The 24002-nt window shown below is 46.3% G+C and carries 26 protein-coding genes; 14 read left to right on the forward strand and 12 right to left on the reverse strand.

Annotated elements, in window-relative coordinates; genetic code table 11:
* Positions 1 to 280 precede the first annotated feature (280 nt).
* Together FEN17_RS20050 and FEN17_RS20055 are read right to left on the reverse strand one after the other, a co-directional pair.
* Positions 281 to 616, reverse strand: a complete 336-nt coding sequence (locus FEN17_RS20050) for a helix-turn-helix transcriptional regulator (RefSeq protein ID WP_171037972.1) — start codon at positions 614 to 616, stop codon at positions 281 to 283.
* Positions 617 to 618: 2 nt separating this feature from the next.
* A complete protein-coding gene (locus tag FEN17_RS20055) occupies positions 619 to 1176 on the reverse strand; it encodes a hypothetical protein (protein WP_138367176.1) in 558 nt (185 codons plus the stop codon).
* Positions 1177 to 1476: 300 nt separating this feature from the next.
* On the opposite strand from FEN17_RS20055, the gene FEN17_RS20060 reads away from it, so the two are divergent.
* From FEN17_RS20060 to FEN17_RS20085, 6 genes are all read left to right on the forward strand, one after another.
* Entirely contained in the window at positions 1477 to 2550 is a 1074-nt protein-coding gene (locus tag FEN17_RS20060) for a DUF6973 domain-containing protein (protein ID WP_138367177.1), read from the forward strand.
* Between the two features lie 7 nt (positions 2551 to 2557).
* A complete protein-coding gene (locus FEN17_RS20065; protein WP_138367178.1) occupies positions 2558 to 2992 on the forward strand; it encodes a hypothetical protein in 435 nt (144 codons plus the stop codon).
* A 122-nt stretch (positions 2993 to 3114) separates the two neighbouring features.
* On the forward strand, positions 3115 to 4302 hold the full coding sequence (locus FEN17_RS20070) for an MFS transporter (RefSeq protein WP_138367179.1): 1188 nt from the start codon (positions 3115 to 3117) through the stop codon (positions 4300 to 4302).
* Positions 4303 to 4364: 62 nt separating this feature from the next.
* A complete protein-coding gene (locus FEN17_RS20075) occupies positions 4365 to 6719 on the forward strand; it encodes an ABC transporter permease (protein ID WP_138367180.1) in 2355 nt (784 codons plus the stop codon).
* 123 nt (positions 6720 to 6842) lie between these two features.
* Positions 6843 to 8267, forward strand: a complete 1425-nt coding sequence (locus tag FEN17_RS20080) for a LamG domain-containing protein (protein ID WP_138367181.1) — start codon at positions 6843 to 6845, stop codon at positions 8265 to 8267.
* Between the two features lie 102 nt (positions 8268 to 8369).
* A complete protein-coding gene (locus tag FEN17_RS20085; protein WP_138367182.1) occupies positions 8370 to 10769 on the forward strand; it encodes an ABC transporter permease in 2400 nt (799 codons plus the stop codon).
* A 2-nt stretch (positions 10770 to 10771) separates the two neighbouring features.
* On the opposite strand, the gene FEN17_RS20090 is transcribed toward FEN17_RS20085, so the two are convergent.
* From FEN17_RS20090 to FEN17_RS20105, 4 genes are all read right to left on the reverse strand, one after another.
* The gene (locus FEN17_RS20090) at positions 10772 to 11467 is read right to left on the reverse strand and encodes an OmpA family protein (protein ID WP_138367183.1); all 696 of its coding nucleotides are present in this window, start codon (positions 11465 to 11467) and stop codon (positions 10772 to 10774) included.
* A 132-nt stretch (positions 11468 to 11599) separates the two neighbouring features.
* On the reverse strand, positions 11600 to 11920 hold the full coding sequence (locus FEN17_RS20095) for a HigA family addiction module antitoxin (protein WP_138367184.1): 321 nt from the start codon (positions 11918 to 11920) through the stop codon (positions 11600 to 11602).
* Positions 11921 to 11931: 11 nt separating this feature from the next.
* Complete coding sequence (locus FEN17_RS20100; RefSeq protein WP_138367185.1) at positions 11932 to 12210, reverse strand: type II toxin-antitoxin system RelE/ParE family toxin; 279 nt, start codon at positions 12208 to 12210, stop codon at positions 11932 to 11934.
* Positions 12211 to 12280: 70 nt separating this feature from the next.
* Positions 12281 to 12505: a hypothetical protein gene (locus FEN17_RS20105; protein WP_138367186.1), complete on the reverse strand. Its 225-nt coding sequence runs from the start codon at positions 12503 to 12505 to the stop codon at positions 12281 to 12283.
* Positions 12506 to 12667: 162 nt separating this feature from the next.
* Between FEN17_RS20105 and FEN17_RS20110 the strand changes: the two genes are divergently transcribed.
* Complete coding sequence (locus FEN17_RS20110) at positions 12668 to 13564, forward strand: NmrA family NAD(P)-binding protein (protein WP_138367187.1); 897 nt, start codon at positions 12668 to 12670, stop codon at positions 13562 to 13564.
* 12 nt (positions 13565 to 13576) lie between these two features.
* On the forward strand, positions 13577 to 14494 hold the full coding sequence (locus FEN17_RS20115) for a helix-turn-helix domain-containing protein (RefSeq protein WP_138367188.1): 918 nt from the start codon (positions 13577 to 13579) through the stop codon (positions 14492 to 14494).
* Here FEN17_RS20115 and FEN17_RS20120 read toward each other — a convergent pair.
* Both FEN17_RS20120 and FEN17_RS20125 read right to left on the reverse strand, forming a co-directional pair.
* Entirely contained in the window at positions 14491 to 15066 is a 576-nt protein-coding gene (locus FEN17_RS20120) for a YdeI/OmpD-associated family protein (protein WP_138367189.1), read from the reverse strand. The genes FEN17_RS20115 and FEN17_RS20120 overlap by 4 nt on opposite strands.
* A gap of 152 nt (positions 15067 to 15218) precedes the next feature.
* Positions 15219 to 15932: a lytic transglycosylase domain-containing protein gene (locus FEN17_RS20125; RefSeq protein ID WP_229208914.1), complete on the reverse strand. Its 714-nt coding sequence runs from the start codon at positions 15930 to 15932 to the stop codon at positions 15219 to 15221.
* Between the two features lie 545 nt (positions 15933 to 16477).
* Between FEN17_RS20125 and FEN17_RS20130 the strand changes: the two genes are divergently transcribed.
* The 6 genes from FEN17_RS20130 (at position 16478) to FEN17_RS20155 (ending at position 20898) form a co-directional block, all read left to right on the forward strand.
* Positions 16478 to 17668 carry a molybdopterin molybdotransferase MoeA gene (locus tag FEN17_RS20130; RefSeq protein ID WP_138367191.1) on the forward strand — a complete coding sequence of 397 codons (1191 nt, stop codon included), beginning with the start codon at positions 16478 to 16480 and terminating at the stop codon, positions 17666 to 17668.
* Positions 17669 to 17683: 15 nt separating this feature from the next.
* Positions 17684 to 17923, forward strand: coding sequence for a MoaD/ThiS family protein (locus tag FEN17_RS20135; RefSeq protein ID WP_138367192.1), 240 nt, complete (start codon positions 17684 to 17686; stop codon positions 17921 to 17923).
* A gap of 24 nt (positions 17924 to 17947) precedes the next feature.
* A complete protein-coding gene (locus FEN17_RS20140) occupies positions 17948 to 18397 on the forward strand; it encodes a molybdenum cofactor biosynthesis protein MoaE (RefSeq protein ID WP_138367193.1) in 450 nt (149 codons plus the stop codon).
* 49 nt (positions 18398 to 18446) lie between these two features.
* Entirely contained in the window at positions 18447 to 19355 is a 909-nt protein-coding gene (moaCB, locus tag FEN17_RS20145) for a bifunctional molybdenum cofactor biosynthesis protein MoaC/MoaB (protein WP_138367194.1), read from the forward strand.
* A 24-nt stretch (positions 19356 to 19379) separates the two neighbouring features.
* The gene (gene moaA / locus FEN17_RS20150) at positions 19380 to 20372 is read left to right on the forward strand and encodes a GTP 3',8-cyclase MoaA (RefSeq protein ID WP_138367195.1); all 993 of its coding nucleotides are present in this window, start codon (positions 19380 to 19382) and stop codon (positions 20370 to 20372) included.
* Positions 20373 to 20487: 115 nt separating this feature from the next.
* Positions 20488 to 20898, forward strand: a complete 411-nt coding sequence (locus tag FEN17_RS20155; protein WP_138367196.1) for a T9SS type A sorting domain-containing protein — start codon at positions 20488 to 20490, stop codon at positions 20896 to 20898.
* Here the strand turns inward: FEN17_RS20155 and FEN17_RS20160 are convergent.
* From FEN17_RS20160 to FEN17_RS20175, 4 genes are all read right to left on the reverse strand, one after another.
* Positions 20895 to 22067 carry a glycosyltransferase family 87 protein gene (locus FEN17_RS20160; RefSeq protein WP_138367197.1) on the reverse strand — a complete coding sequence of 391 codons (1173 nt, stop codon included), beginning with the start codon at positions 22065 to 22067 and terminating at the stop codon, positions 20895 to 20897. The two genes, FEN17_RS20155 and FEN17_RS20160, sit on opposite strands and share 4 nt — an antisense overlap.
* 16 nt (positions 22068 to 22083) lie before the next feature.
* Complete coding sequence (locus tag FEN17_RS20165) at positions 22084 to 22533, reverse strand: RES family NAD+ phosphorylase (protein WP_138367198.1); 450 nt, start codon at positions 22531 to 22533, stop codon at positions 22084 to 22086.
* 1 nt (position 22534) lies between these two features.
* Entirely contained in the window at positions 22535 to 22966 is a 432-nt protein-coding gene (locus FEN17_RS20170) for an Xre family toxin-antitoxin system antitoxin (RefSeq protein ID WP_138367199.1), read from the reverse strand.
* A gap of 76 nt (positions 22967 to 23042) precedes the next feature.
* A complete protein-coding gene (locus tag FEN17_RS20175) occupies positions 23043 to 23909 on the reverse strand; it encodes an alpha/beta hydrolase (RefSeq protein ID WP_229208915.1) in 867 nt (288 codons plus the stop codon).
* Positions 23910 to 24002 lie beyond the last annotated feature (93 nt).

A 24002-nucleotide genomic window follows, 5' to 3' on the forward strand; every position in this document is an offset into this window, starting at 1 on the left:
TCACTATGGTTTTAAAGGATGATTGGAAAACCTTGCCTTAGGTGTCCTTGTGCACATAATGGAGCACCCGGGTGGCTTTCGCCAATCCCGCACCATAGCAAGGCGTAACTTGAAGATTTTTCATTTTCATTATGTTTAAAAGGAATGCGAATATTCGGGAGAAATGCGCTGGAAAGCAAATCAGGAGACAGGCTTCTTAGTCAATTGTTTTTTTAAACAAAAAGAGTCAGGATTTAAACCCCAACTCTTCGTCTAACTGTTTTCAAAATATCTGATCGAGCTAAATCTCGACTTTTACAGATTCAATCGGCCGCGTTAACTCAAACATTCCAAGTCCCAGCGCCTTTTCAATTTTGCCAATCGTTTCAAAAGTAAAATTCTCATTTCCTTTAACCCACTGATTAACAGTCTGTGGAGTTACATTCAATAATTCCGCAAGGTCTTTTTGCGTCATTTTGCGCTGCCGCAACGCGCTCAATATATTGATTGCAGTTACCCTAGATCTCTCCAGATATTCCCCCCGCGCCACACGCTTCTCAACCCGCTCTTTAAATCTGATTGACGTAGTTGGCGCGAGGGCGTTTAGTTTTTCTAGAATTTCTTTTTTGTTGTTCATAATCATTTAAAATCAAGGTAAACGAAATCATCATGGGTTTCGAAACCATTATTTCTCAAAAATTGAGCAACCACATTTAGCTTTTTCAGCTCAATCCTGGTATGCTCACGATCCTCCATTTTTCTGGTTAGTTTGATTGCTCCTCCGGTCACCACATATACATCGTACGATGTTCTGATCGCATATAATCTTAACCAGGATTTACGCTCCGGGCCATATGCCTTACTTTCTTCCCATTTTCCACCTCTTTTTATGCTTTGTACTAATGGTTTGAAAATATCAGCCATCTCTACGGAAAATTGCCCATTGCTAGCTGCCTTAAACAGCCTGTCATCAAATTTACTTGCCTCAATTAGAGTTTTGCTAACCGCTTCCTCGATCGTACAAAAATCATAAAAAGGTGTAAGCAAATCATCGGCATTGTACGTAAAGAACTGATCCAAATACTCAATGTCATCCCAAGAGTCGAAAATGCGATCGTATTCGTTCTGTTCATTTCCTTCATACCTGACGGCATAAAGGTGTTCGGGTACAATCTGTACTAACTCAATTAATTTCATTGTCGTGTGTGTTATTGTTTAAATAGCTTTAAAAGCTCCAAGTTCCTTTCTGCATCCGTTCACAAAGATAAGCGAAGTTCTCGAAAATCAGTTCATGGGTTGATTTATTTATCTTTATGTTTTCGGGTGGTTATGAGAAAGAAAATTATTTATTAACCGTAAAGCACTCCCTACAAACCCACTATTTCACATAAAAACCGCCGGATAACTCACATCAACCGGCAGATAATCGGATTGTGATTGAAACTATTTGGAGACTTAGAATTGGAAATATTTTCAACGATAAAATTTCCAATTCTTATGAATGTACTTTCCAAAAGTGCCTGCTTTTTATTTGCCTTATGGGGGCTACTCGCTTGTAACAAGCCTGAAATCTTGCAGGAATCAACTCTTTCTTCTGAGAATGTGAAAGATACGATTGACTTCCGCGGCGAAATAGTAGCGGTTTTGCGAAGCTTTCCAAAACGTTTTTTAAATCAATCAGCCGAAGATTTTGATGCGTACTACGCTGCTCAAAACCGCGAAGCGAATGTCAGAACAAATGGGGAGGGCGACTACCTTACCGCAGAAGAAATGCTGGCTGTCCTCCAACCACTAGCGAAAAAGTATCCTGACCTCAGCTGGGAAAAAGAAATTTCCGAACCCGACCTCCGCAGGATATACGCGGATTTTAAATCCATTACAACCGTCGAAGAAGTGCGTGAAAAGTCGGATTTAATTCTGGCTTTTTACAACGATATGTTCAAGCCGGAGGCAGTTGCTGCGATTATCGCTTACAAGAAAACCAGGAAGCGGGGGAGGACGGAGACAATTTTTGATCCGTTTGGAATTGTGTTTCCTTACGAAGAATCAAAAATACTAAGCGTGCCAATTTTTGCGCCGCTCTATATGATGTCTGGAGCGACGGCGAAGGAAATGGCTCAGATTTACGGAAAAGCCGAACAAGGCCGACGAGGTGATGCATTCAGGCACGGCGCTTGGAACTGTTTGGTAATGAGAAACCTGATGATTGCAGGGGCATCGAAATCGACCTCAGTTGAATATGCTCAGAAATGTATTACGGCTCATGAACGAGAAGATCAAGCTGATGATCCCAAAACCCTCGACGCGGCGATGGATTTATTCAACAATTTGTCGGCGCGCACTTGGATGTATAGCAGCACTTCTTGGGGTGTTGGGCCAAACAGGATTATGCCTTCTGAGTTTCATATTAGAGATCAGATGAAAACATGGGCCGACAATGCCGGTTGGATATTTAAAGATTGGTATCTACAACAAATTGTGATAGATAATCAGGGTAATACCGGGAATTGGGGTGCCTTATATGGAGCATGTACCGGCAACTTTCAGCATCTGATGTACTACATAAATTGATCAAATAATGATACGCGCATTGCTCGTAATACTGGTACTATCCTTAACCTCCTGCATCAAATTACCACCGGAATTCTGGGATGAAGATATGACTTATGTCATGTTCACAACCGTCGCTCAGGAAGCCGACACCTATAAAGAAATTCGATATTATGCGAAGGAATTTAGAGGAGACAGTCTGGTAGTTGTCGATTCGGTTTCTTGCAAAGCTTCCGACCAGCGTGGCCAAAATGAAGTTTTCCCCAAGGGAGAAGGATGTTTGATCGGTATGCGAACAAGCAAGATATCCATAATCGATCACGGATTGTATGAAGTGGTAGCAGTAAAAAAAGACAATTCAATAGTAAAAAAGGAGTTTGGAAACATTATTTATGGAATACCACACAGATACTATAAAGCGTACCTCACCTCCGGCGGCATCATCGTCGAGTGGCTCTATTAACCGCAAACATTGTCTGCAACAACCCTCACATTGTCTGATTTGCACCCTTGCGCAGTTTTAACAACTCACTAGCTTTGAGAGAAACTTCCGTCCTCGAAAGTTTCTCTCTATCAAGCTGATTTATGAAAATGAAACCTGCCGAGTTTATTGCGCTGTCGGCTTGCACAATGATGCTGACTGCCCTCGGAATTGACATTATGTTGCCGGCTTTTGGCGAGTTGCGGAGGCATTTCGGTCTCAGTGAAGGTTCTACCGCCACTGCGCAGATTATCTCGTTTTTCTTTATGGGACAAATCGCGCAACTTATTTTCGGCGCACTTTCCGACCGTTTCGGCAGGCTGGCGATTCTGCGTTTCGGGTTTCCGCTCTACATTATTGGCGGCGTACTTGCGGCATTTAGTCCGACATTCGAATTAATGCTGGCAGCGCGCTTCGCGGCCGGGGTAGGTGCTTCCGCGGTTTTCATGACAACCATAGCCGGCGTCCGCGACCGTTTTGTCGGCGATGAAATGGCGCGCATCATGTCACTGGTTTTTACCATTTTTCTTCTTACACCAGTTTCTGCGCCATTTCTGGGGTTGGCAATTATGTCTGTCTCGACCTGGCAGATGGTGTTTCTCACGCCGCCACTTTTCGCTGTTTTTGTTTTCATCTGGTCGCTCCGGCTGGAAGAATCATTGCCGCCTGAAAAACGTAACCCGCTCAATTTGGGCAGTATTGGCCGATCTTTCAAAGCTGTCCTGAGCAATTTCACTTTTCTTCGCTACACGGCGGTCGCCACATTACTTTTTACGGGATTGAGTTCCTGGGTAGCCAGTTCTGAGCACATTGTCGGGGTTATTTATGGCAAACCAGCGCTTTTTGCCATTATTTTCGCCAGCATCGGAGCCTTAATGTCACTTTGCTCATTCATGAATTCCAGACTTTCGGCCTGGCTTGGTGCCCGGCGAAGCATCCGGTCGCTGCTCATTATTTACACATTCATCGCAGGTTTGTTGATGATTTTTACCTTGATAACCAGCGACCCGCCCAGCATGCCCCTATTTTTTATTGGTATCGCCTTATTAATGTCACTTAACCTGGCGATCGAGCCCAATAGCAGCGCCCTGGCCCTCGAACCCATGGGTGATATGGCTGGTATGGCTTCGGCAATTTACGGGACGCTGTTCTTTTCCATCGGCTCTTCACTTGGTGCTGGCATTAGTTCGATGATGGAAAAAGGCGTTTCTCCGCTGGTAATGAGCTTTTTTGTGTTTGGATTAGTTAGTCTCATCTTGGTTTGGCGGGATACCCGAACAGTTTGGAAATAGAGTTTGCCACACAAGTCCTTCGCCGCAAGTAATACAGAGTACTACTACTAAACCTTGGGCTCATGATTTTCAATTACTTAAAAATGGCGTTGCGCAACCTGCGCTCCGGTGGATGGTATTCGGCGCTGAATGTGGGCGGACTTTCGATCGTGCTGGCGGTGAGTTTGCTCTTGTTTTGGTGGGTCAAAGACGAGCTGAGTTTTGATGCCTTACACCAGGATAGTGATCGGATTTTTCTCATTAACGCGCACTTTGGCACAGGTGAGGATGAAAATACCTTCACTTCTACGCCTTCACCTGCCAGTATCGCGGCCCGGCAGATCCCGGAAGTGGAAGTGGCGACCAGGATTGGGCATTACTCCGCCAGTATCTTCAAGGCAGGTGACAAAACATTCACTGAGAAGGGCAATGTGGCATTTGCCGACACCAATTTTCTTAAAGTTTTCAGCGGCTTCAAAATTGTGGCCGGTAATTTACAAAAGCCATTTTCCGGGCCGAATGCGGTGATAATCAGTGAAAAGCTGGCGAAAAAGTTCTTTAGAACAACCGACGTCGTGGGCAAGGTGATCCGCAATGTGGAGACCAAGACCAACTTTACGATCAGCGCCGTGATAGAAGATGCGCCGGACAATTCTTCCCTGCGTAATGATCTGTACCTCAATATGTATATCCGGAAAACAATGGATGAAGCGGCTGGTGGTGTGCGTTTGATGGACGAAAATTGGGATGATTTCGGCGTGGAAACTTATGCCAAATTAAGGGAGAATGCCAAACCTGCGACGGTTAACAAGAAGCTGACCGCCGCCCACGCTGCTGCTGTCGCACAAAAAATCCAATCCGATTATCGATTGCAATTATTAACTGACGCACATTTGAATCCCATGGAAGGCGGCGATTCGGCCGCCCAGCAGGTGAAAATCCTGGGAATCGTAGCAGTGCTGCTGCTGAGCATTGGTTGCATTAATTATGTGAATCTTACAACAGCCCGGGCTACGCGCCGCTTGAAGGAAATCGGTGTACGGAAAGTTGTGGGTGCTGGCTCGGTGCAGCTGATCGGGCAGTTGCTCGTGGAATCACTGCTCACGCTGAGCCTGTCGCTGATTTTGGCTGTCGGTTTGTTACAGACCTTGCTGCCATTTTATTCCAACATTACTGGAAAATCGGGCCATTTTTCTCTGACGGACCCGGCTGCGTGGCAGGTTTTGCTCGGCACATTGTTGTTCTGCTTTTTTTTGGCGGGCATTTATCCGGCTATCATGGTTTCCAGATTCAATCCGATCCAGGCGCTGCGCGGTCGCTCGGGGCAGATAGGCGCGGCGGGTCTTCGGAAATCGCTGGTAGTTGTCCAGTTTACATTGGCTACCATATTGATCGTCGGTACGTTTGTGATAGGCAGTCAGTTACGGTTTATCCGCGAGCGGGATGCCGGTTTCAACCGCGATCACGTTTTTACTTTCGAAGGCGGCCGGTTTACGCAGCAATTCAAGCAGGCTTTGGCGGGGCAATCAAGCATTTTGCACATCAGTACATCTACCGACACGCCAGTGAATGTGCAGACGGGCACAGCGTCTTGTGACTGGGATGGCAAACCGAAAGATCGGACGGTGATTCTGGCGCAGCTGGGTGTGGACAAAGATTTTATTCCCAGTTTCGACATTAAGCTGACCGCGGGAAGGAATTTTTATGGCGACGCATCGGATTCAACGCATTTTATTTTAAATGAAACAGCTGTAAAACAGACCGGCATCAAAGATCCTATCGGCAAACGTTTTAAGTTTTATGAGCACGAGGGTACCATTATCGGGGTGGTGAAAGATTTCAATATGATGTCGGTGCGGGAGGCGATGTGGCCGCTCGTGATGTTCAACAACCCCGGCGCCAGCCACATTGTGAATGTTCAAACTACCGGCAAGCTCGCCCCGGCTGCATTGGCTGCCACCCAGAAAATCTGGAAACAGTACTATCCCGAATATCCTTTTGAATACACATTTATGGATGCGGCTTACGACCAGTTATACAAGTCGGAGCAGCAAACCGGCCAGTTATTCAACTTTTTTGCAGGCGTGGCTATTCTTGTCTCCTGCTTTGGCTTGCTGGGTCTGGCGTCTTTTATCACCGAGCAGCGCACAAAGGAAATCGGGATCCGCAAAGTGCTGGGCGCTACGATCGTCACCATTACCACGCTGCTTTCCAAAGATTTTGTCAAACTCGTCCTGATCGCGATCGTCGTGGCGACGCCCGTCTCCTGGTTTTTAATGCATCAATGGTTAAAGGATTTTGCTTACCAGGTCGAGATCAAATGGTGGCTTTTCGCACTGGCTGGTGCTTTGGCGATGATTACTGCATTACTCACAGTGAGTTTCCAGAGTATCAAAGTCGCGTCGGTGAATCCTACGAAGGCGATGAAGTCGGAGTAAAAAAATGATCATCGCAACTGGATCCGGTACAATTTCATCTTGAACCAAACTTGAAAAGCATTTGAAAATGCCTTAACCGGCCCAGATCGCATTTTTGCCAAAAACAAAACGCGCAAAAGTGCCATGAAAAAACTATTTCAAATCCTGTTCATCCTTATTTCAATTCAATGCTTTGGTCAAAAGAAAAAGGAAATTTCTTCTGCCAAAAAAACAGATTACTCAATTTCTCTTACGCCTGAAAAATGGACATTCCAGGAAGGTAAGGTCACATTTGAAGACTATAAGGGCGTGAAAGCGATGAAGCTGGCGCCACGATCGGGGCAGGTGGTTTTGAAGGATGTGGTTTTCAAAGACGGCACCATCGAGTATGACATGGAGCCGGTGCTTCCCGAATTTGCCTTGTCGGTTTATTTTCACCGGAAGGATGAGAAGGAGCAGGAGATTGTGTATTTGCGGGCCGGCAAGATGGGTAACCGGCTGGCGAGCGAGGGGATTCAATATACGCCGTATTTTGATGGTGTAAACATGTGGGATATGTACCCTGAATATCAGGCGCCTGCGATGGCGAAAGCGGGTGAATGGAACCACATAAAACTGGTGATGGCGGGCGCCAGGTTGCAGGTATTTTTAAACCGCGCGGCCAAGCCTGTGCTGGACATTCCGAAACTCGAAGGTGTCGAAACGCAGGGAAGCATTGCTTTTGAAGGCTCTTCCTACATTGCCAATGTGCAGGTCAAAGCTAATGAAACAGAGGGACTTAGTCCGCTGGAATTACCGGATCTTACTGATAATGATGGAACATTTCTTCGCAAATGGGCAGTTACCGCTCCGCAAGACTTGCCGGAAGGCAGCGAATTATTTACCAAAAACCTGCCTCAGGCTTCTGCGTTTACGGATACGATCACAGCCGAGCGGCGCGGGCTCGTCAACCTGACCCGGAGATTTGGGGCGAGCAAGACGCGGCGGGTGGTGTGGCTGAGGACTAAAATTACTGCAAAAGAAGCAGTTAAGATGAATCTGCATCTGGGCCTGAGCGACGAGATCTGGGTATTTCTGAACAATCAGATGGCATTTACCGATAAAAATCTTTTCGCGCAAGCCATGCGGAAATACCCGGAAGGACGCATTTCCATTAATAATGCTACCGCGCCGCTCAATCTAAAAGCCGGAGAAAATGACTTGCTGATCGGCGTCGCGAACGATTTTTACGGCTGGGGGATTATGGCCCGGCTGGAATCCGTGGATAACATTACCGCTACGGATGAAATTGGCAGCATTATTACTTTGGCGAAGGAAATCGGCAACCTGGACGTGAGCCGGTATGAAGGTAATTACAGCAGTCAGAAAGTGAATGTTAAGCTGAATTTTATCAAAAAAGAGAAGCTTTTGTTTGTCCAGATCAACGCGCAGGAACCGTCACCACTTCAAGCGCTGGGCGGCGATAAGTTTGCTTTCCCGACGGCTAATGCAGTTTTCGAATTTCTGCCGGATACGAAGAAAATGCTCCTGCGGCAAGGTTCCGAGATGGAGGAGTTCGTAAAAGACTGATTTGGGTGTTAAATCATGTTAAAATTAGCCTGTTACCGTATCCGGCACGCGATACGAGCAGGCTAATTTTTATTTTAGCAAACCAAATAAAGTCCGCATGCGATGCTGAAAAACTACCTGCTTATTGCCGCCAGAAACCTGAAAATCAGTCCGACTTACACGCTTCTCAACATTGCGGGTCTGGCGCTCGGCATGGCAGGGGCAACATTGATTTTTTTCTTCTTAAACCATCACCTGGCGACGGACAGGCACCAGCCGAATGCCGACAGGCTGTACCGGGTTGTGCTGGATCTGCATCTGGATGAGGGAATCGTGCACGAATCAGGTTCAGCATTTGCGCTTTCCTCGGTGCTCGGACGAGATTATGCTGGTGTGGAAAAAGCCGGTTTTGTCCGCAAAATCCCGATGGTGACTTTTTCGGCTGGTTCGGGACAGGCCACGAAGCGGTTTATGGAGAAGGATAATGTGGCTTATGCGGATCAGGGCTATATGCAATTGTTTGATTTTAAATGGCTCGGCCACAATGCTGTAAAAAGTTTGCAGGAACCGTTTACAGTGATTCTCAGTCAGAAACTCGCTCGGAAATATTTTGGAACAGAAGATGTTACCGGCAAAATTCTGCGCCTCGACAATGCACACGACCTCAAAATAACAGGCATTATCGCTGATTCCGAGCATCCCAGTGACTTCCAATTCGACGCCTACATTTCGCTCCCGACATTAAAAACCATTGAACCGAGCAACTGGATCAGCGATTATGGGTGGATCAGCAGTCGCAATTATACATTCGTCAGACTTGCGTCCGGTGCGCACGCTGCCCGCATCGAACAGCTCATCACGAAAAACGGGAAAACCTACTACGGCGATAATGCACCTTATTTCCGCCATCATTTGCAGCCGCTGGCCGACATTCATTTTAATGAAAATTACGATGGCAAAATCCGTAAATCGATCCTCTGGATTTTGGGCGGCGTCGGCGGGTTTCTGATCCTGGTGGCCAGCATTAATTTTATCAACATGGCCACTGCCCGGGCGGTCAGGCGGGCAAAAGAAATCGGCGTCCGCAAAGCACTGGGCGGTACCCGGCAGCAGCTTTTCTGGCAATTTACCTGCGAAACTGCACTGGTGACGGTCCTCGCCGCATGGACTTCCAATTTGATTATCATTCCGCTCTTAACGCCTCTCAACAACTGGACGCACACGCAGGCATTTCAGTTTTCAGGTTTGTTTAGTTTAAAAATTGCGGTTTTCGCGCTCGTAATCTGGGTGACAATCATACTACTTGCCGGCTTTTATCCGGCAGTGATCCTTTCGGGTTTTAATCCGGTAGCTGCATTGAAAAGTAAACTCGGACCACGGCAGGTCGGCGGTATCGGTCTGAGGCGCTCGCTGGTGGTTGTGCAGCTGGCGATTGCGCAAATTATGATCATTGGCGCGATGGTGATGATGTTGCAGATCCGGTTTTTTCGGAAAGCCGATCTGGGTTTTGATCATAAAGGAGTGATTAAAATCACATTGGCGAAACCGGGTCAGGTACCTGTCAACCGGCAGTCGCTCCGGAACGATTTGCTGCAATATCCGGCCGTGAAATCCGTGACCTGGGAGCACGACGCACCGACTTCGGACATGGGTTTTGGTGGTTCGGTGCGTTTTGATAACCGTACCGAGTGGGAGAAATTTGTGATTAAAAACCGGTACGGAGATGCCGATTATATCAAAACTTACCAGATGCCGCTACTTGCCGGCCGCAGCTTTTCAGACCGTGATTCGGTTCCTGAATTTGTTGTGAATGAAGAATTTATGAAAAAGCTGGGCATCCGGGACCCCGAGAAAATGATCGGAAAAATGATGGAAGATGGCGCTTCGGGTTTTCAGGGACGGATTGTTGGCGTGGTCAAAAGTTTTCACCTGAAATCTTTGCAGGAGGGAATCGAGCCCTGCGTCATTTACGCGCGGCCCGATCAGTACCGGGAGGTGGCGGTGCGGCTCGATATGTCCAACTTTTGGCAGACGCTGGCCCGCATACGCCGCACGTGGGAGGCACATTACCCCGGTGAAGTTTTCAACTGGGAGTTTGCGGACGAAAAAATTGCATCCTTTTATGACCGGGAAGAGCAGCTCACCAACCTGATCCGCCTCTTCGCCTGGGTGGCAATTGTCATTTGCTGCCTTGGGCTGTATGGAATGGTATCGTTTATGGTGACGGAAAAAACCAAGGAAATCGGCGTAAGGAAAGTGCTTGGAGCTGGCGTGGACAACATTCTGGCACTTTTTGGGAAAGAGTTTCTGGTCCTGATCGTGGTGGCATTTGCGATAGCAAGTCCGCTGGCGTGGCTCATCATGAATAAGTGGCTCAGTCATTTTGCTTATCGCATCGATTTTCACTGGTGGCTTATCGCGTCGGGCGGGCTACTCATTTTACCGATCACGGCGTTTACGATTGGTTTTAGGGTAGTGAAAGCGGCGCGGATGAATCCGGTGAAAAGTTTGGCGAGTGAGTGATTTTAAAAATCAATCTTCATTTCGACGCGCCGGTTCAGCCGGCGGTTTTGCTCGGTATCATTGGGCGCTACCGGTTTTTTATCGCCAAACGCGCGGCTGCTGATCCGGTCACCGTTGATTTGGTTGCTGATAAAGTAGCTTTTGACAGAATCCGCCCGGATATTAGATAGTAAATAATTTTCATAAGGATCGCCCACATTGTCCGTATGCCCGGTGAGCTCCACGTGCGCGTGTTCATGGTTTTGTAAAAATTCAGCAAAATGTTCCAAATGCCTTTTCGACTTTTCAAGCACAGTGGCCTCGCTTTGATAAAAATATAAAACGGTCGAAACGCCCTCATTTAAAGCGGGTTTTGGAGCGTCAAAATGTCGTGCATTTTTCTGTGGCGTCAAATAAAATACCTCAGTTTCCCCAAGTTGATTTGCAGCAATCGCCTCGCTCAACATCTCATAACCCGCCGCATAAATCGTAAGCACGCCCGTATCCCCTGGCGCGAGTTTAAACTTGTACATTTTATCCTCAAACAATGTAGCAGTCTGCTTGTCAGAATGTTGGCTCGTCACCACAATATTCGCATCCACCGGCCGCAAAGTATTTTTATCCAACACCCGCACCGTAACCTTTGACCGCGTCACCTGCGCCGACGCCGCCAATATTGTAAAGAAATAAAGCGAAATAATCAGGAGAATTGATTTCATGAGAGGTACAGGGTTAAGCCGTCATCATTATTTCAATAATATCTTTAACAATATAGGAAATTGGTGTGAGATATTTTGTGTAATAAAAAAGCGGTTGAAGTGATTCAACCGCTTTTACAAATCTGTATTTAATCAGGCCTGTTTCGCAAATGGCCAAAAATGTGTAATTGTATAGTCTCTCGCTTTTTTCTCTGCCTGACGTAAGTCAAAGTTCTGTTGCATATTAAGCCAAAGTTGCGGCGTAGTGTTAAAAGCCTCTGACAGTCGTAATGCCAGGTCGGAATTTATTTTATAATGACCATTTATTAACATAGACAACATCTTACGTGTCACACCTAAGCCTTTCGCAGCGTCGGTGATAGTGATTTCCAGCGGATCGAGATACATGTTTTTTAATATTTGCCCTGGATGCGGCGGATTTTTCATCGGTCCTTTTACAATATTGTTTTCCATAGGTTTATCTTTTAATGATAGTCTAAATAGTCAACATCTGCCACGCCATCAGGTTCAAATTTAAAAATGATCCGATAATTTGCGTTAACTTTTACGGACCAGAAATCTTTGTAATCACCAGATAATCTATGCAATCCAGATCCTGGAAACTCCATATCTTCCGGTTTTGCAGCGGCATCTAATAACCCTAATATCATACCTATTTTCCCTAATTGTGATGCGGGTAGCTTTGAGCCATCATCTTTTTGGTAGAATAATTTGAGGGGTTTACTGTTGATGCTTTTTATCATTACTCAAATGTACCTTGTTGCCGAATACTTGTCAAGTCGCACTGCAGGCTCGAAGAAATTCCCTTGATACTCATTCATCCTCAACCCCCTCAAAATAATTCACAACCGTCATCAGCGGCAGCGTGGTCGTATCCGCAGCATTTGACATTTGAATAATAGCGCGGTCGATGTTGTTTTCGTCGAAGCCGGCGAAGTAGCCTTCGATGACTTCGTCGGGGCGGATTTTGTAGGTGATGGGTTTGTCGATGAATTTGCTGGCCCTTTTTTGCAGGCCGGTGAGCTGAGGTTCTGGCATGGTGACGTCGTTTTTTATTTAATGCGGCTTCTGCAAATATCTTTCCAAAATTTTTAAGCGGCTTCATCCGCACCCTTCTTTCGGCTACAACAACCGTAGATTTGACTACGCGCGCTTTTTCGGTTATGCGGAATTTTGCATAAACCAAAAAGAAACAACAAAATGAAAATCGTATTAACTGGCTCGCTGGGCCACATAAGCAAACCACTTGCGCAGGAATTGGTTCAAAACGAGCACGACGTAACTGTGATAAGCAGTAATGTTGAAAGACAAGAAGAAATCAAAACGTTGGGCGCCAAAGCGGCAATCGGTTCCTTGGCGGATACCGACTTTTTAACCAACACATTCACCGGGGCAGACCTGGTCTACACAATGGTGCCGCCGAGAGATTTTTTCGACCCTACTTACGATATGGAAGCATATTACAAAGGTTTGGGTGAAAATTATGCGCAGGCGATTGCTGCCTCCGGCGTGAAAAAGGTTATTAACCTCAGCACATTTGGCGCACATTTGAATAAAGGAAATGGCATTTTGCTCGGGGCGCACCTGGTGGAGCAAACATTGAATGCGCTGCCGGAAGATGTTTCGATCGTTCACATGCGGCCGACTTCTTTCTTTTACAATCTTTACGCGTATGTGGATATGATTAAATCCGGTGGGATAATCGCGGCTAATTATGGCGGCGACCATGTGATTCCCTGGGTCGCGCCGGTGGACATTGCGACTGCGATTGCAGAGGAAATCGAGACGCCATTTTCCGGAAGAAAAGTAAGATATGTGGCGAGCGAAGAACTGACCGGAAACGAAACTGCGCGCATTTTGGGCGAGGCAATCGGGAAGTCTGATCTTCAATGGATTCTGATTCCCGGCGAGCAGGTAAGACAGCATTTGGAAGGTGTCGGGATGAATAAAAAAATCGTAGCTGGCATGATTGAAATGTATGATGCACTTTACAGCGGGCTGCTGGCGGAGGATTACAATCTGAATCGTCCTGAGTTGGGAAAAACGAAGCTGGTGGATTTTGCAAAGGAATTTGCCGGGGCTTTCCAGCAGAAATAAGTACCTTGTAATATGTCAAATACACAGCCGTTGCGGATCAAAACGATCGCCGAATTTCACAAATACATGGGCATGCCTGCGCCGGAACATCCGCTGGTGAGCGTGATGGATATGTCGCTTGTCAGGAAAGTGGCCGAGTACCACGGCAGCATTGTGAAGGATTTTTATTCGATTTCAATGAAGCGGAATTTCGAGGCGAAAATGAAATATGGTCAGCAAATCTTTGATTTCGACGCTGGTATCCTGTTTTTTATGGCGCCCGGACAAGTGCTTCGCCTGGAAATGGCTACGGAACCAAAGTTGCAGCAATCGGGGTGGATGATTTCCATCCATCCCGATTTTCTCTGGAACACGCCACTCGCAAAGGCGATCAAGCAGTATGAATATTTTGATTATGCGGTCAATGAAGCCTTGTTTGTCTCCGAAAAAGAAGAGGCGATTTTGAATGGCATTGTGCAGAACATGCAGGGAGAATACATGGCGAATATGGACCAGTTCAGCCAGGACCTCATTATTGCCCAGCTGGAATTGCTCTTAAAATATTCCGAGCGTTTCTATCACAGGCAATTCATCACCCGCAAAATCACGAACCACAAGGTGCTGGACAGGTTTGAGGAAGTGATTAATGATTATTTCAATAACAACGACTTGCTTCGCAGCGGCCTGCCGACGGTACAATATGTGGCTGAACATTTAAACATTTCGCCCAACTACCTGAGTAACCTGCTCAAAACGTTGACCGGCCAAAGTACCCAGCAGCACATTCACGACAAGTTGATTGAGAGGGCAAAGGAAAAGTTATCGGTGACGGATCTGTCAGTGAGTGAAATTGCCTATGAGCTGGGTTTTGAGCATCCGCAGTCGTTTAGCAAGCTGTTTAAGACGAAGACGAATGTGTCACCGCTGGAATTCCGGGCTTCGTTTAACTAAACCACCTTCAAACCCTCCGCAGCCTTCGCCACCGTCTCCTTCACCCGCTTCTCTCGCGTCTCCGGCCTTTTCGCCGAATAAATCCACTGCAAAATAAATTTCCTTGCCGAAGGGGCAAATGCCATAAAATTCTCGAAAGCCTTCGGATTCTTATCAAATGCTATTTTCAAATCCGCAGCAATCACCTCATTTTCAACGTCCGTCAGCTTGTCCCAAGCGCCGTTTTGTTTAGCCAGATCAATCATGGCCTGGCCCTGGGGACGCATGAGGCCGAGCTCGGTCATGCGGATTACGCGTTCTTTGTTGCTTTTGGCCCAGTTGCCTTCGGGTTTGCGTTTGGAGTAGGTCTGGTAAACGCTGTTTTCATCGCGGCGGATGGTTTTGCTGTCGATCCAGCCGTAGCATAGTGCGTGTTCGACAGATTCGACGTAGCTGACGCTGGGAATGTTACTGTTTTTACCGTAGATGACGAGGTAGACCGAGCCGGAAGTGTCGGCATTTTTTTCGAGCCAGTCGCGCCATGCCTGGGCTGTGGGCGCAAATACGACCTCTTTTCCATCTCTGGTTTCCATGTTGCAGATAGTTTCGGTTCAATGTTCGATTTATTTTACCAAAATAACATCCTGACATTGACAGCCCTATGTCAGCACCCGAAAATTAAAAAACAAAACAGGCTACCTCGTTTCTGAGATAGCCTGTTTGCTAGTTTGTCGATGCCGGAAGTTTATGATCCGGAAGCTTTTGCCAGCATTTCTGTGGCTTTTTTCTGTTGCACCTGGTAGTCGGCCAGTTGGTCTACTACGTCACCGCTTCCCCATTCGCGGCTTCTTTCAGGGTTTGAAAACCATTCTTTCACGGCCAGCAGCTTATATATGTACCGTGTGGTTTCTGTATTGAGGCGAAGTTTGAAATAATCATCCTTGTTCTGCGAATCCATCTTGTTCTGGATGTGGGTCGGACCGGCATTGTATGCAGCGGCGACCAATGTCCAGGAACCTAGCTGACGATGCAGATTGCGCAGGTATTTTCCGGCAGCATGTGTGGATTTGACGAGGTGTTTGCGATCGTCTCTGGTTCCGTTAACCACCAGCCCGAGTGCTTTTGCGGTAGAAGGCATGAACTGCCAGTAGCCCGCTGCGCCCCTATGCGACTTAACATCGTCGTTCATGGCGCTCTCAATGAGAGGAATATATTTGAAATCGGCTGGTACTCCGTACTTTTTAAGAATGGGTTCGATAATCCGCATTCTTTGTTGGGTCTTTGTCATCAGCTTACGAAAAGTGGGGTTGTCGTAATTTCTGATCATGTTCTGATATCGCTCGGCAATTCGAAGCTCTGTTAATGGGATCGCTTCGCCACAGAAGTCAATAGCAAGAAGATCTGAATTTATAATGGTTGTTTCTTTCAGTTCCTTCTTTTCCACCTCCACCTCGCTCATTGGTGATTTGCCCCATATTGCGATTGAGAAGGCCATAAAGATAAGTCTTATCATTCAGTTAGTATTTCGTGAAACATTGATTAAGATGGCAAAAGCCAAAGTGCAAAGATAACGGTATTGTATTTAAAATATTTCCTTTAAAATGTAAAATGCTGATTTATAAGCATTTGTCTACTTTTAGTGTAGTATTAATTTGTGATAGTCTGATTTGGTGTTTCACGTTCGCGACGCGGCGTATCTTCACTTTTATCGCAAATCGTAAAATTTTGATTGGTAAAAACTGCTTGTCACCAAACGTAAACCAGAGTAAAAAATAGGATTATGGTAAGAATTAATTATTTATCAAAAACATCTAACATTGAGTGTCAGGTAATTACAAAATTTTAACACCTTTTAGTTCCAGTGACGAGTCCGGAAAGCGGGCAAAACCTGTAAAATCGGCGTAGAAGAGAAGCCTATAAGCGAACTGTTTTTTTGATAAACCTATGTGTTAACTTGCGATTCAAGACCTTTTTTTGGTTCAAAATGCAAATCCAACTGTTGATATGGTAAGTGTAAACGAGGCAAAGGAAAAAGTTATTGCAAATGCACCCGTCCTGTCGGGGGAGGTGAAGAAACTTGCCGATGCGCTGGGATATGTTTTGGCAGAAGATATTCTCGCACCGTTTTCGCAGCCCTCTTTCCGGCAATCGTCGATGGATGGTTATGCCATCATACATTCAGATATTCTGCATTCGGGCACGGAGCTCACATTGAGTGGGGAATCCAAAGCCGGGCAGACTGTCGCATTGAGCCTGCAATCCGGGCAGGCAATCCGCATATTTACCGGTGCGATGGTGCCCGATGAGGCGACGGCGGTGATCATGCAGGAGCATACCGAAGTAAAAGAAGGAAAGGTTTTAATTCATGAATTTCCGGTGCCGGAAGGAAAAAATGTCCGGGAAATTGGCAAACAGATTAAAAAAGGTGCGATGGCTTTGCCCGGCGGCACATATCTCTCGCCAGGCAGCATTGGATTTTTACAAGGAATGGCGGTTACTGAGGTAAATGTTTACCGAAAGCCAAAAATAGGCCTGCTCCTGACCGGCGACGAGTTGCTTAAAATCGGCGATCCGCTGACTCCCGGGAAAATTTATGAGTCCAATTCCGCGATGCTGATTGCGGCATTGTCGCAGGAAGGAATCACGGACATTGAAGTAACTTATGCCGCGGATGATCTGGATTCCACAGTAGCCGCATTAAAAGATTTGACTGTCAAAAATGATGTTATCCTGGCTTCCGGGGGCATTTCAGTTGGTGATTATGATTTTGTGGGTGCTGCATTAAAGGAAGTGGGAACGGAGCAGGTTTTTTATAAAGTGAAACAAAAACCGGGTAAGCCGCTGATGTTTGCGAAAAAGGAGGAAAAGCTATTTTTCGCCCTGCCAGGGAATCCAGCGTCGTCACTTGTGTGTTACTATGAGTACGTGCTGCCGGCGCTAAGGAAAATGATGGGGCGCAATGATCTGTTCTTGAAATCATTACAAATGCCGGTCAAATATCCTTACGCATTTGACGGTCAGCGGGACGAGTTTTTGAAAGCGATGATAGCGGGCGACGAGGTCATACCGCTGGATGGACAGGAATCGTTTGCCTTACGTTCTTTCGCGGTGGCCGACGCGATTATTTATTTGCCAACAACACAAAATAAGGTGAAGCCGGGTGACCTCGTGGAGGTACATTTGCTGCCTTTTTAAAATAAAAAACTGAAAATGAGCATTCATATTACCTATTTCGGAATGCTGGCGGAAATTGCCGGACAAGCAGACGAAAGCTGGATCGCGGATGAAAATCTGACGGTCGGTAAATTTCGTAGTTTGTTGTTAGAGAAGTATCCGCGCATGGGTGAGAAGAAATTCAAAATTGCTGTAAATCAGCAGATTTCGGAAGATTTTGTGCCGATTGAAATGTCGTCGGAAGTAGCGGTACTGCCGCCTTTCGCGGGAGGTTGAGGAAAATTTTAAAGCTAAATGTGCATGGAAAAAGGCCATAAACCTAAGAAAGTATTTGTGCAGGGACCGATCAGTCCGGAGTTTGTGTCAAAATCAATAGCCAGTCATCAGTCCAAAACGAACATTGGTGCCCACGCCATTTTCTTGGGACAAATCAGAGCGGATCAAAAGGCAGGCGGCATTGTTACCGGCATCGAATACTCAGCCTATGAGGAAATGGCCGAAAAAACCTTCCACGAAATCCGCGAAACTGCATTCGAAAAATTTGAATTAACCTGCCTGCACATTTACCATAGCCTAGGCGTCGTGCCCACCGGCGAAATCAGCCTTTTCGTTTTTGTATCTTCCCCCCACCGCCGCGCCGCCTTCGAAGCGTCGGAATTTATTGTAGAAGAAATAAAGGCTAACGTTCCAATTTTTGGCAAAGAGCTGATCGGAGAATCAGGAGAATACAATTGGAAGGAAAATAAATAGCCGACCCAAAAAATTCACTCATTCAGAATTCACTCATTCAAAACTATTAATGGTCGACATTACCCATAAAACGAACACATTACGAATCGCAACGGCGCAGGCAATCGTCCAGGTGAGTAGGCCGGAGACAATTGCAGCGATCCAAAATCGTGCTGTCCCAAAAGGTGATGTATTCGAAATGGCCAAAGCTGCCGGATTTTTAGCAGTGAAAAAAACACCCGATCTGTTACCAGACTGCCACCCAATTCCGATTGAATTTACCGCAGTTAATTACAGAGTTGAAGATTTGACAATCATTATTGAGTTGACTGTCAAAACGATATATAAAACCGGCGTGGAAGTGGAAGCCATGCACGGGGCTTCTGTAGTAGCATTGACGATGTATGATATGCTCAAACCGATCGACAAAGGCGTCGAGATCCGCAACATTAAGTTATTAGAGAAAAAAGGCGGCAAAAGTGATCGGAGGGCGGTTCCTGAAAATCTGAAAATCGCCGTAATTGTTTGTTCCGACAGCATTTCAAAAGGAGTAGGAGAAGATAAATCCGGGAAAAAGATCATTGAAAAGCTGGATGCAATGCAGCTTAATGTACAGGATTACAGCATTATCCCGGATGAAAAAATCCATATTCAGGACAAGATAAAAACATTGTGCAGCGCTGATTACCAAATGATTTTGATCACCGGCGGAACCGGCCTCTCGCCCAGGGATGTTACCCCGGAAGCGGTTTCAGAATTGATCGACCGGGAAATCCCCGGAATCGCGGAGGCAGCGAGAAATTACGGCCAGGAAAGAATCCCGACTGCGATGCTTTCGAGATCGGTGGCGGGATTTGCGGGAGAAACATTAATTATCGCCATGCCGGGCAGTACCGGGGGGGTGACAGAATATATGGACGCCCTTTTTCCGCAGATTTTACATGTTTTCAGCGTTTTAGAAGGCAGGCAACATTCCTGATTTTTAAGAATTCAACCTAAATAAATGTCATTACCTATTGTTGATACATTCGGCCGCAAGCATACTTATCTGCGCATTTCGCTGACGGATAAGTGCAACCTGCGCTGCACGTACTGTATGCCGCAGGAGGAAATGCAGTTTATGCCGTCAAAATGGCTGATGCAGGCTGATGAAATCCAGGAGCTGGCGAAGATTTTCGTGGATATGGGTGTTGATAAAATCCGTCTCACCGGTGGCGAGCCGCTGATCAGGAAGGATTTTGGACAAATTATTGAGGGTCTGGGCCAGCTAAATACTTCCTTAACATTAACGACCAATGCTCTTTTAATTGACCAGTTTATCAGTCAATTAAAAGATACTGGAGTGCGCTCGCTGAATGTTAGTCTTGATACTTTGAAGGAAGAGCGTTTTTTCGAGATCACGAAACGCACACATTTCTTAAAAACCTGGGATAACATTCAACTTTTGCTGGCCGAAGGCTTTGTAGTAAAAGTAAATATGGTCGTCATGAAAGGGATCAATGATGACGAAGTGAATGATTTTGTGCGACTTACCTTGAATGAACCCAACCTGCACGTCCGTTTTATAGAGTTCATGCCTTTTAAAGGAAATCAGTGGGAGATGTCCAAAATCTTTTCTTATGCTGATTTGCTGACTTTTATTAGCCGTGAATTTGAATTTACAAAACTGCCCGGCGAGCTGCATGATACCGCACACTCTTTCCAGGTAAATGGCGGCGCGGGAACGTTCGGAATCATTGGAACCGTAACCCATCCTTTCTGCGCGGGCTGCAATCGCATCCGGCTTACTGCGGACGGCAAGCTGAAAAACTGCCTTTTTGATACCTCCGAAATAGATCTGCTGACGCCACTTCGCGAAGGAAAAAACGTCCGCGAGCTGATCTACGCCCATTTTCACAAAAAACATTTCGCATACGGCGGCCACGTCGATTTCTCCGAAAAACAAGCTAAATCGGAGTACGAGCAGAACCGGAATATGATCGCGATTGGAGGCTGATGCCACTTAACCTCATTTTTTGCCGCTTAAATATTGTGTGCAACACGGGCTGAAAGGTTACATCATTGGTAAAATCTCAACTTCCTTTTTTTACCAATTTTCAACCTTCGAAGCCATGCGAAACGTGATGAAATCCCTTGCCCAGGCTGCATGCGCGGCCTTATTTTTTGCAAATGCTGTCTCAGCAAACCCCATCGAATTAAAAGAATGTCAGAACAATACCTGCGAGAAATTCAGGGTGGGTATGTACCGTGTGAGAAATACCGTCACGATGAACCTTTTGATTGAAAAGCAAAAAGGTGAGCGCCTGGCTGTCAGGCTGCTGGATCAGAAAGGGAAAATTTTAATGGAAGATATTGTTCCGAAAAACTTGAACAAATTCGGCACGAAACTAAATTTTTCTGAAATACAGGATGGAGTTTATACACTGGAAGTTGCGGATGGTAGCGAGAAGGTTGTGAAAAGTATTTACCTCTCTACCAACGAAGTACGCGAAGTCAACCGGACGCTGCTAGGGGTAAATTAAGGCTCCGATCGGGGAGCAAGCTTGCCGAAGAGCAAATCGAAAGTAAGCTTGCCCCAGACCAAAATGCACGGTACCGCTTTGATCGTGTAAGGTACCAGCCACCCCTGTCTGATGAATTTTGGAAATAAATCGGTGGGGGATAATGTGGTGAAAATGAATGCTAGTACCAGCAAAATGTAATTTCCCCGCGTCGGATATTGCGAATAATACCACATCGCCACGCCCGCAGCCGCGATAATAAATGTAGGCGATTCGGCACGGTGGTTGAAAATAACCACCCAGATCAGTACCGAAGCCAGCATTAAAGCCCGGAATGTGAAGTTTTGGTATTCTTTAATTCTCAAAAGCGGCAGACAAAACAAAATAACGCCCGCCACACTCACATAAGTCTTATTAACCTGCCACCCAAACCAGGTTTTCAGCCAGCCGATCACTGACAGCCCGTCGGAAATAGAATGATCATTTGACAAAAGATTTCCCCAGCTTTTATACAAAAAAACAAACTGCTCCCAATCCACCACGACAAGCGGTAGGAATGTGAAAAGCAAAACCCAAACTGCTGTGGTATAGGTTAGTTTCAGTTTATCGGGATAAAGGAGATAAAGCGCCAGGCCGACAATCCCGAACAATTTAATGTAGATCGTCGAGACGAGGCAAAGCGACGCCAGCCAGTATTTTTTCTTTTCCAGAAAGCCGAATGTGAAGAGTAACAGTCCGGCTATCAGTGCATTACTCTGCTCATTTTGCACTGAGGTAAGTAACTCCACGAGCATAAAAACCAGGATCAAACCTTTGGTGCGCAGGTCAAATCGGGGCAGGTGATAAACAGAGAAAAAGAGGACTGCGGCATTGAGAATGTTCCACAAAGAAAGTCCGAGCACATTGGGCAGTACCGCCAGGATCCCGAAAATCAATGCGAAAGAGGGGCTGTATTTAAACAGATCACCTTGTTCTTCCACGAACTGCGCGTACAAATCTTTTCCCTCGATCAGGTGAAAAAAGGACTGTTTGAAAATGATGTAATTATTGTAAGACGTGTAAAGATGCCCGCCGGGGACAAAACTTTTTAAACCCGAAAAATAGGATTGCAGGCTGGCAAAAAGGGCAATGCCAAGAAATACTATAAGAATAGTCCTTTGATTGACGAGGAAGCGGTTGGCAGCATTCATAAAAAATAAAGAAAAGCTATTTCAATCGCTTGTCAAAATGTACCGGCTCGACTTTCACGATGCGGGCCGAGGCGTGTTCGGGGTGCAGGGGATTCAAAAGATAATTGTATTCTGCAAAGCTCTGCGCGGAAGGCACTCGCATGATCCAATATTTGCCCTCCTGAATCCAGGCTTCGGAGATGGTAGCGAGTGAAGTGGAGTAGGGAAATTCCCACCAGTTGGCCGGAAGCTGGGCGGCCAGCACATGGGTGATCGTGGCCGTATCCGGAATGTCGATGGTAACCAGAACCTGGTTTTTGGGGATAATGGGCGAGTTTGCCAGGATTTCCAGTTTGGACAGGGAAATATGTTCGGAAGTGTAAAGTACGCGTGTGCCCTTGAAATGCCAGCGACCGCTGGTATACATGCAGCCGGTGCCTGAAAGATCGTTTGCGTAAGCTGGCGACGTGATCCGGTAGAGCCGCATACTAAGAGAAAATGCCGTGCTCTATCCTGAATAAAACATTCATAATTTCCTCGCGACCAATAGAATAGCTCAGCAGGTCAATCGGTTTTTTATTTCCCAGGGCAAGTACCGGACTGTTGAGCCAAGTCCTGAAATCACTTTCATTTTCAAAAACATCCAGGCCTTTTGCAATGATCCGCGAAAGATCGACCACCTTCTCACTTTCCCCGGCCGATAATGTTGATTGATTTTTGATGCGGCGCTGAAAAGTGCTTTCCGACAAGTTCATAATCTGGCTGAACAGCTTGTTAGAAAGCTCCAATTGTTTCTGGACCCTTTGCGCAACTGCTATCGGAAACCCTTTCTCAGTAATCTCAATGAAAGATAAAAAACTGTCAACAGGCTGCTTAAAAGCCTTTTGTCCCCCTAAAACATCTATGATTTGCGTTGTCATGCTGTCAAATGATTGTATTAACTAAGTCATTTGACAGTAAATTTAATCAAATCTTTCAGGATTCAAAATCTCACTGCTATTTAATGTACCCCATCGCCTTCAACCACCCTTCCATTGCCGCGGGCCAGCCGCCTAGCGAGCCTTTGCCCTCGGTGCGCATACCGTAGCCGTGGCCGCCTTTTGGGTAGAGGTGCATTTCGACGGGGACTTTTACTTTTTTCAATGCGAGGTAATAGGCAATGCTGTTTTCGACGGGGACACCGTTGTCGTCGGTGGCGTGGACAAGGAATGCTGGCGGCGTTTTATCGGTTACCTGCAATTCGTTGGAGTAATATTTGATCAGTTCTTCGGATTTTTCAGGTCCCAAAAGATTATCCCGGGAGCCGGCGTGGGCGAGTTCCGGCAAAAGTGAAATGACCGGATAAATTAAAATGGAAAAATTTGGTTTGGCTTCTTCCGACGCTTTTGGCCCCATATTAAAGTGCGTTGACAATGTTGCAGCCAAATGTCCACCGGCCGAAAAGCCCATGATACCGATTTTTGACACATCCACATTCCATTTTTTAGCATTTTGGCGCACCAGTTTCATTGCCTGCATCGCGTCCATTAAAGGAACTTCGTGCTGATGTTCCATTGTCTTGTCGCTCGGCAGCCGGTATTTCAATACAAAAGCAGTTATGCCCCTCTCGTTGAACCATTTAGCAAAATCACTTCCTTCATGCGATGCTGCCAAAATTCCGTAGCCTCCGCCGGGGCAAATTACTACTGCTGCGCCGGTCGCCTTTTCTTTCGGGGCAATGTAGGCAGCTAGTGTGGGCACGGTTACGCCGCTGATGCGCAGGATTCCCTGGGCGTCGGTTTCGGATTTTTCCTGAATAGTATTGGTTTTAGAATTGGGGACTTTGCCTTCCGGCCAGAGATTGATGGTTTCAGTTTGTGCCATAACTGGTTGTAATAGTGGGGAAAGGCTCAAAGCGATGAGCATCCGTGCGATCGTCTTCATGGGTTCGGTTTTTCATCGAAAAGACGCCAATTC

The organism is Dyadobacter luticola, from assembly GCF_005860805.1.
GTDB classification, from domain to species: Bacteria; Bacteroidota; Bacteroidia; order Cytophagales; family Spirosomataceae; genus Dyadobacter; species Dyadobacter luticola.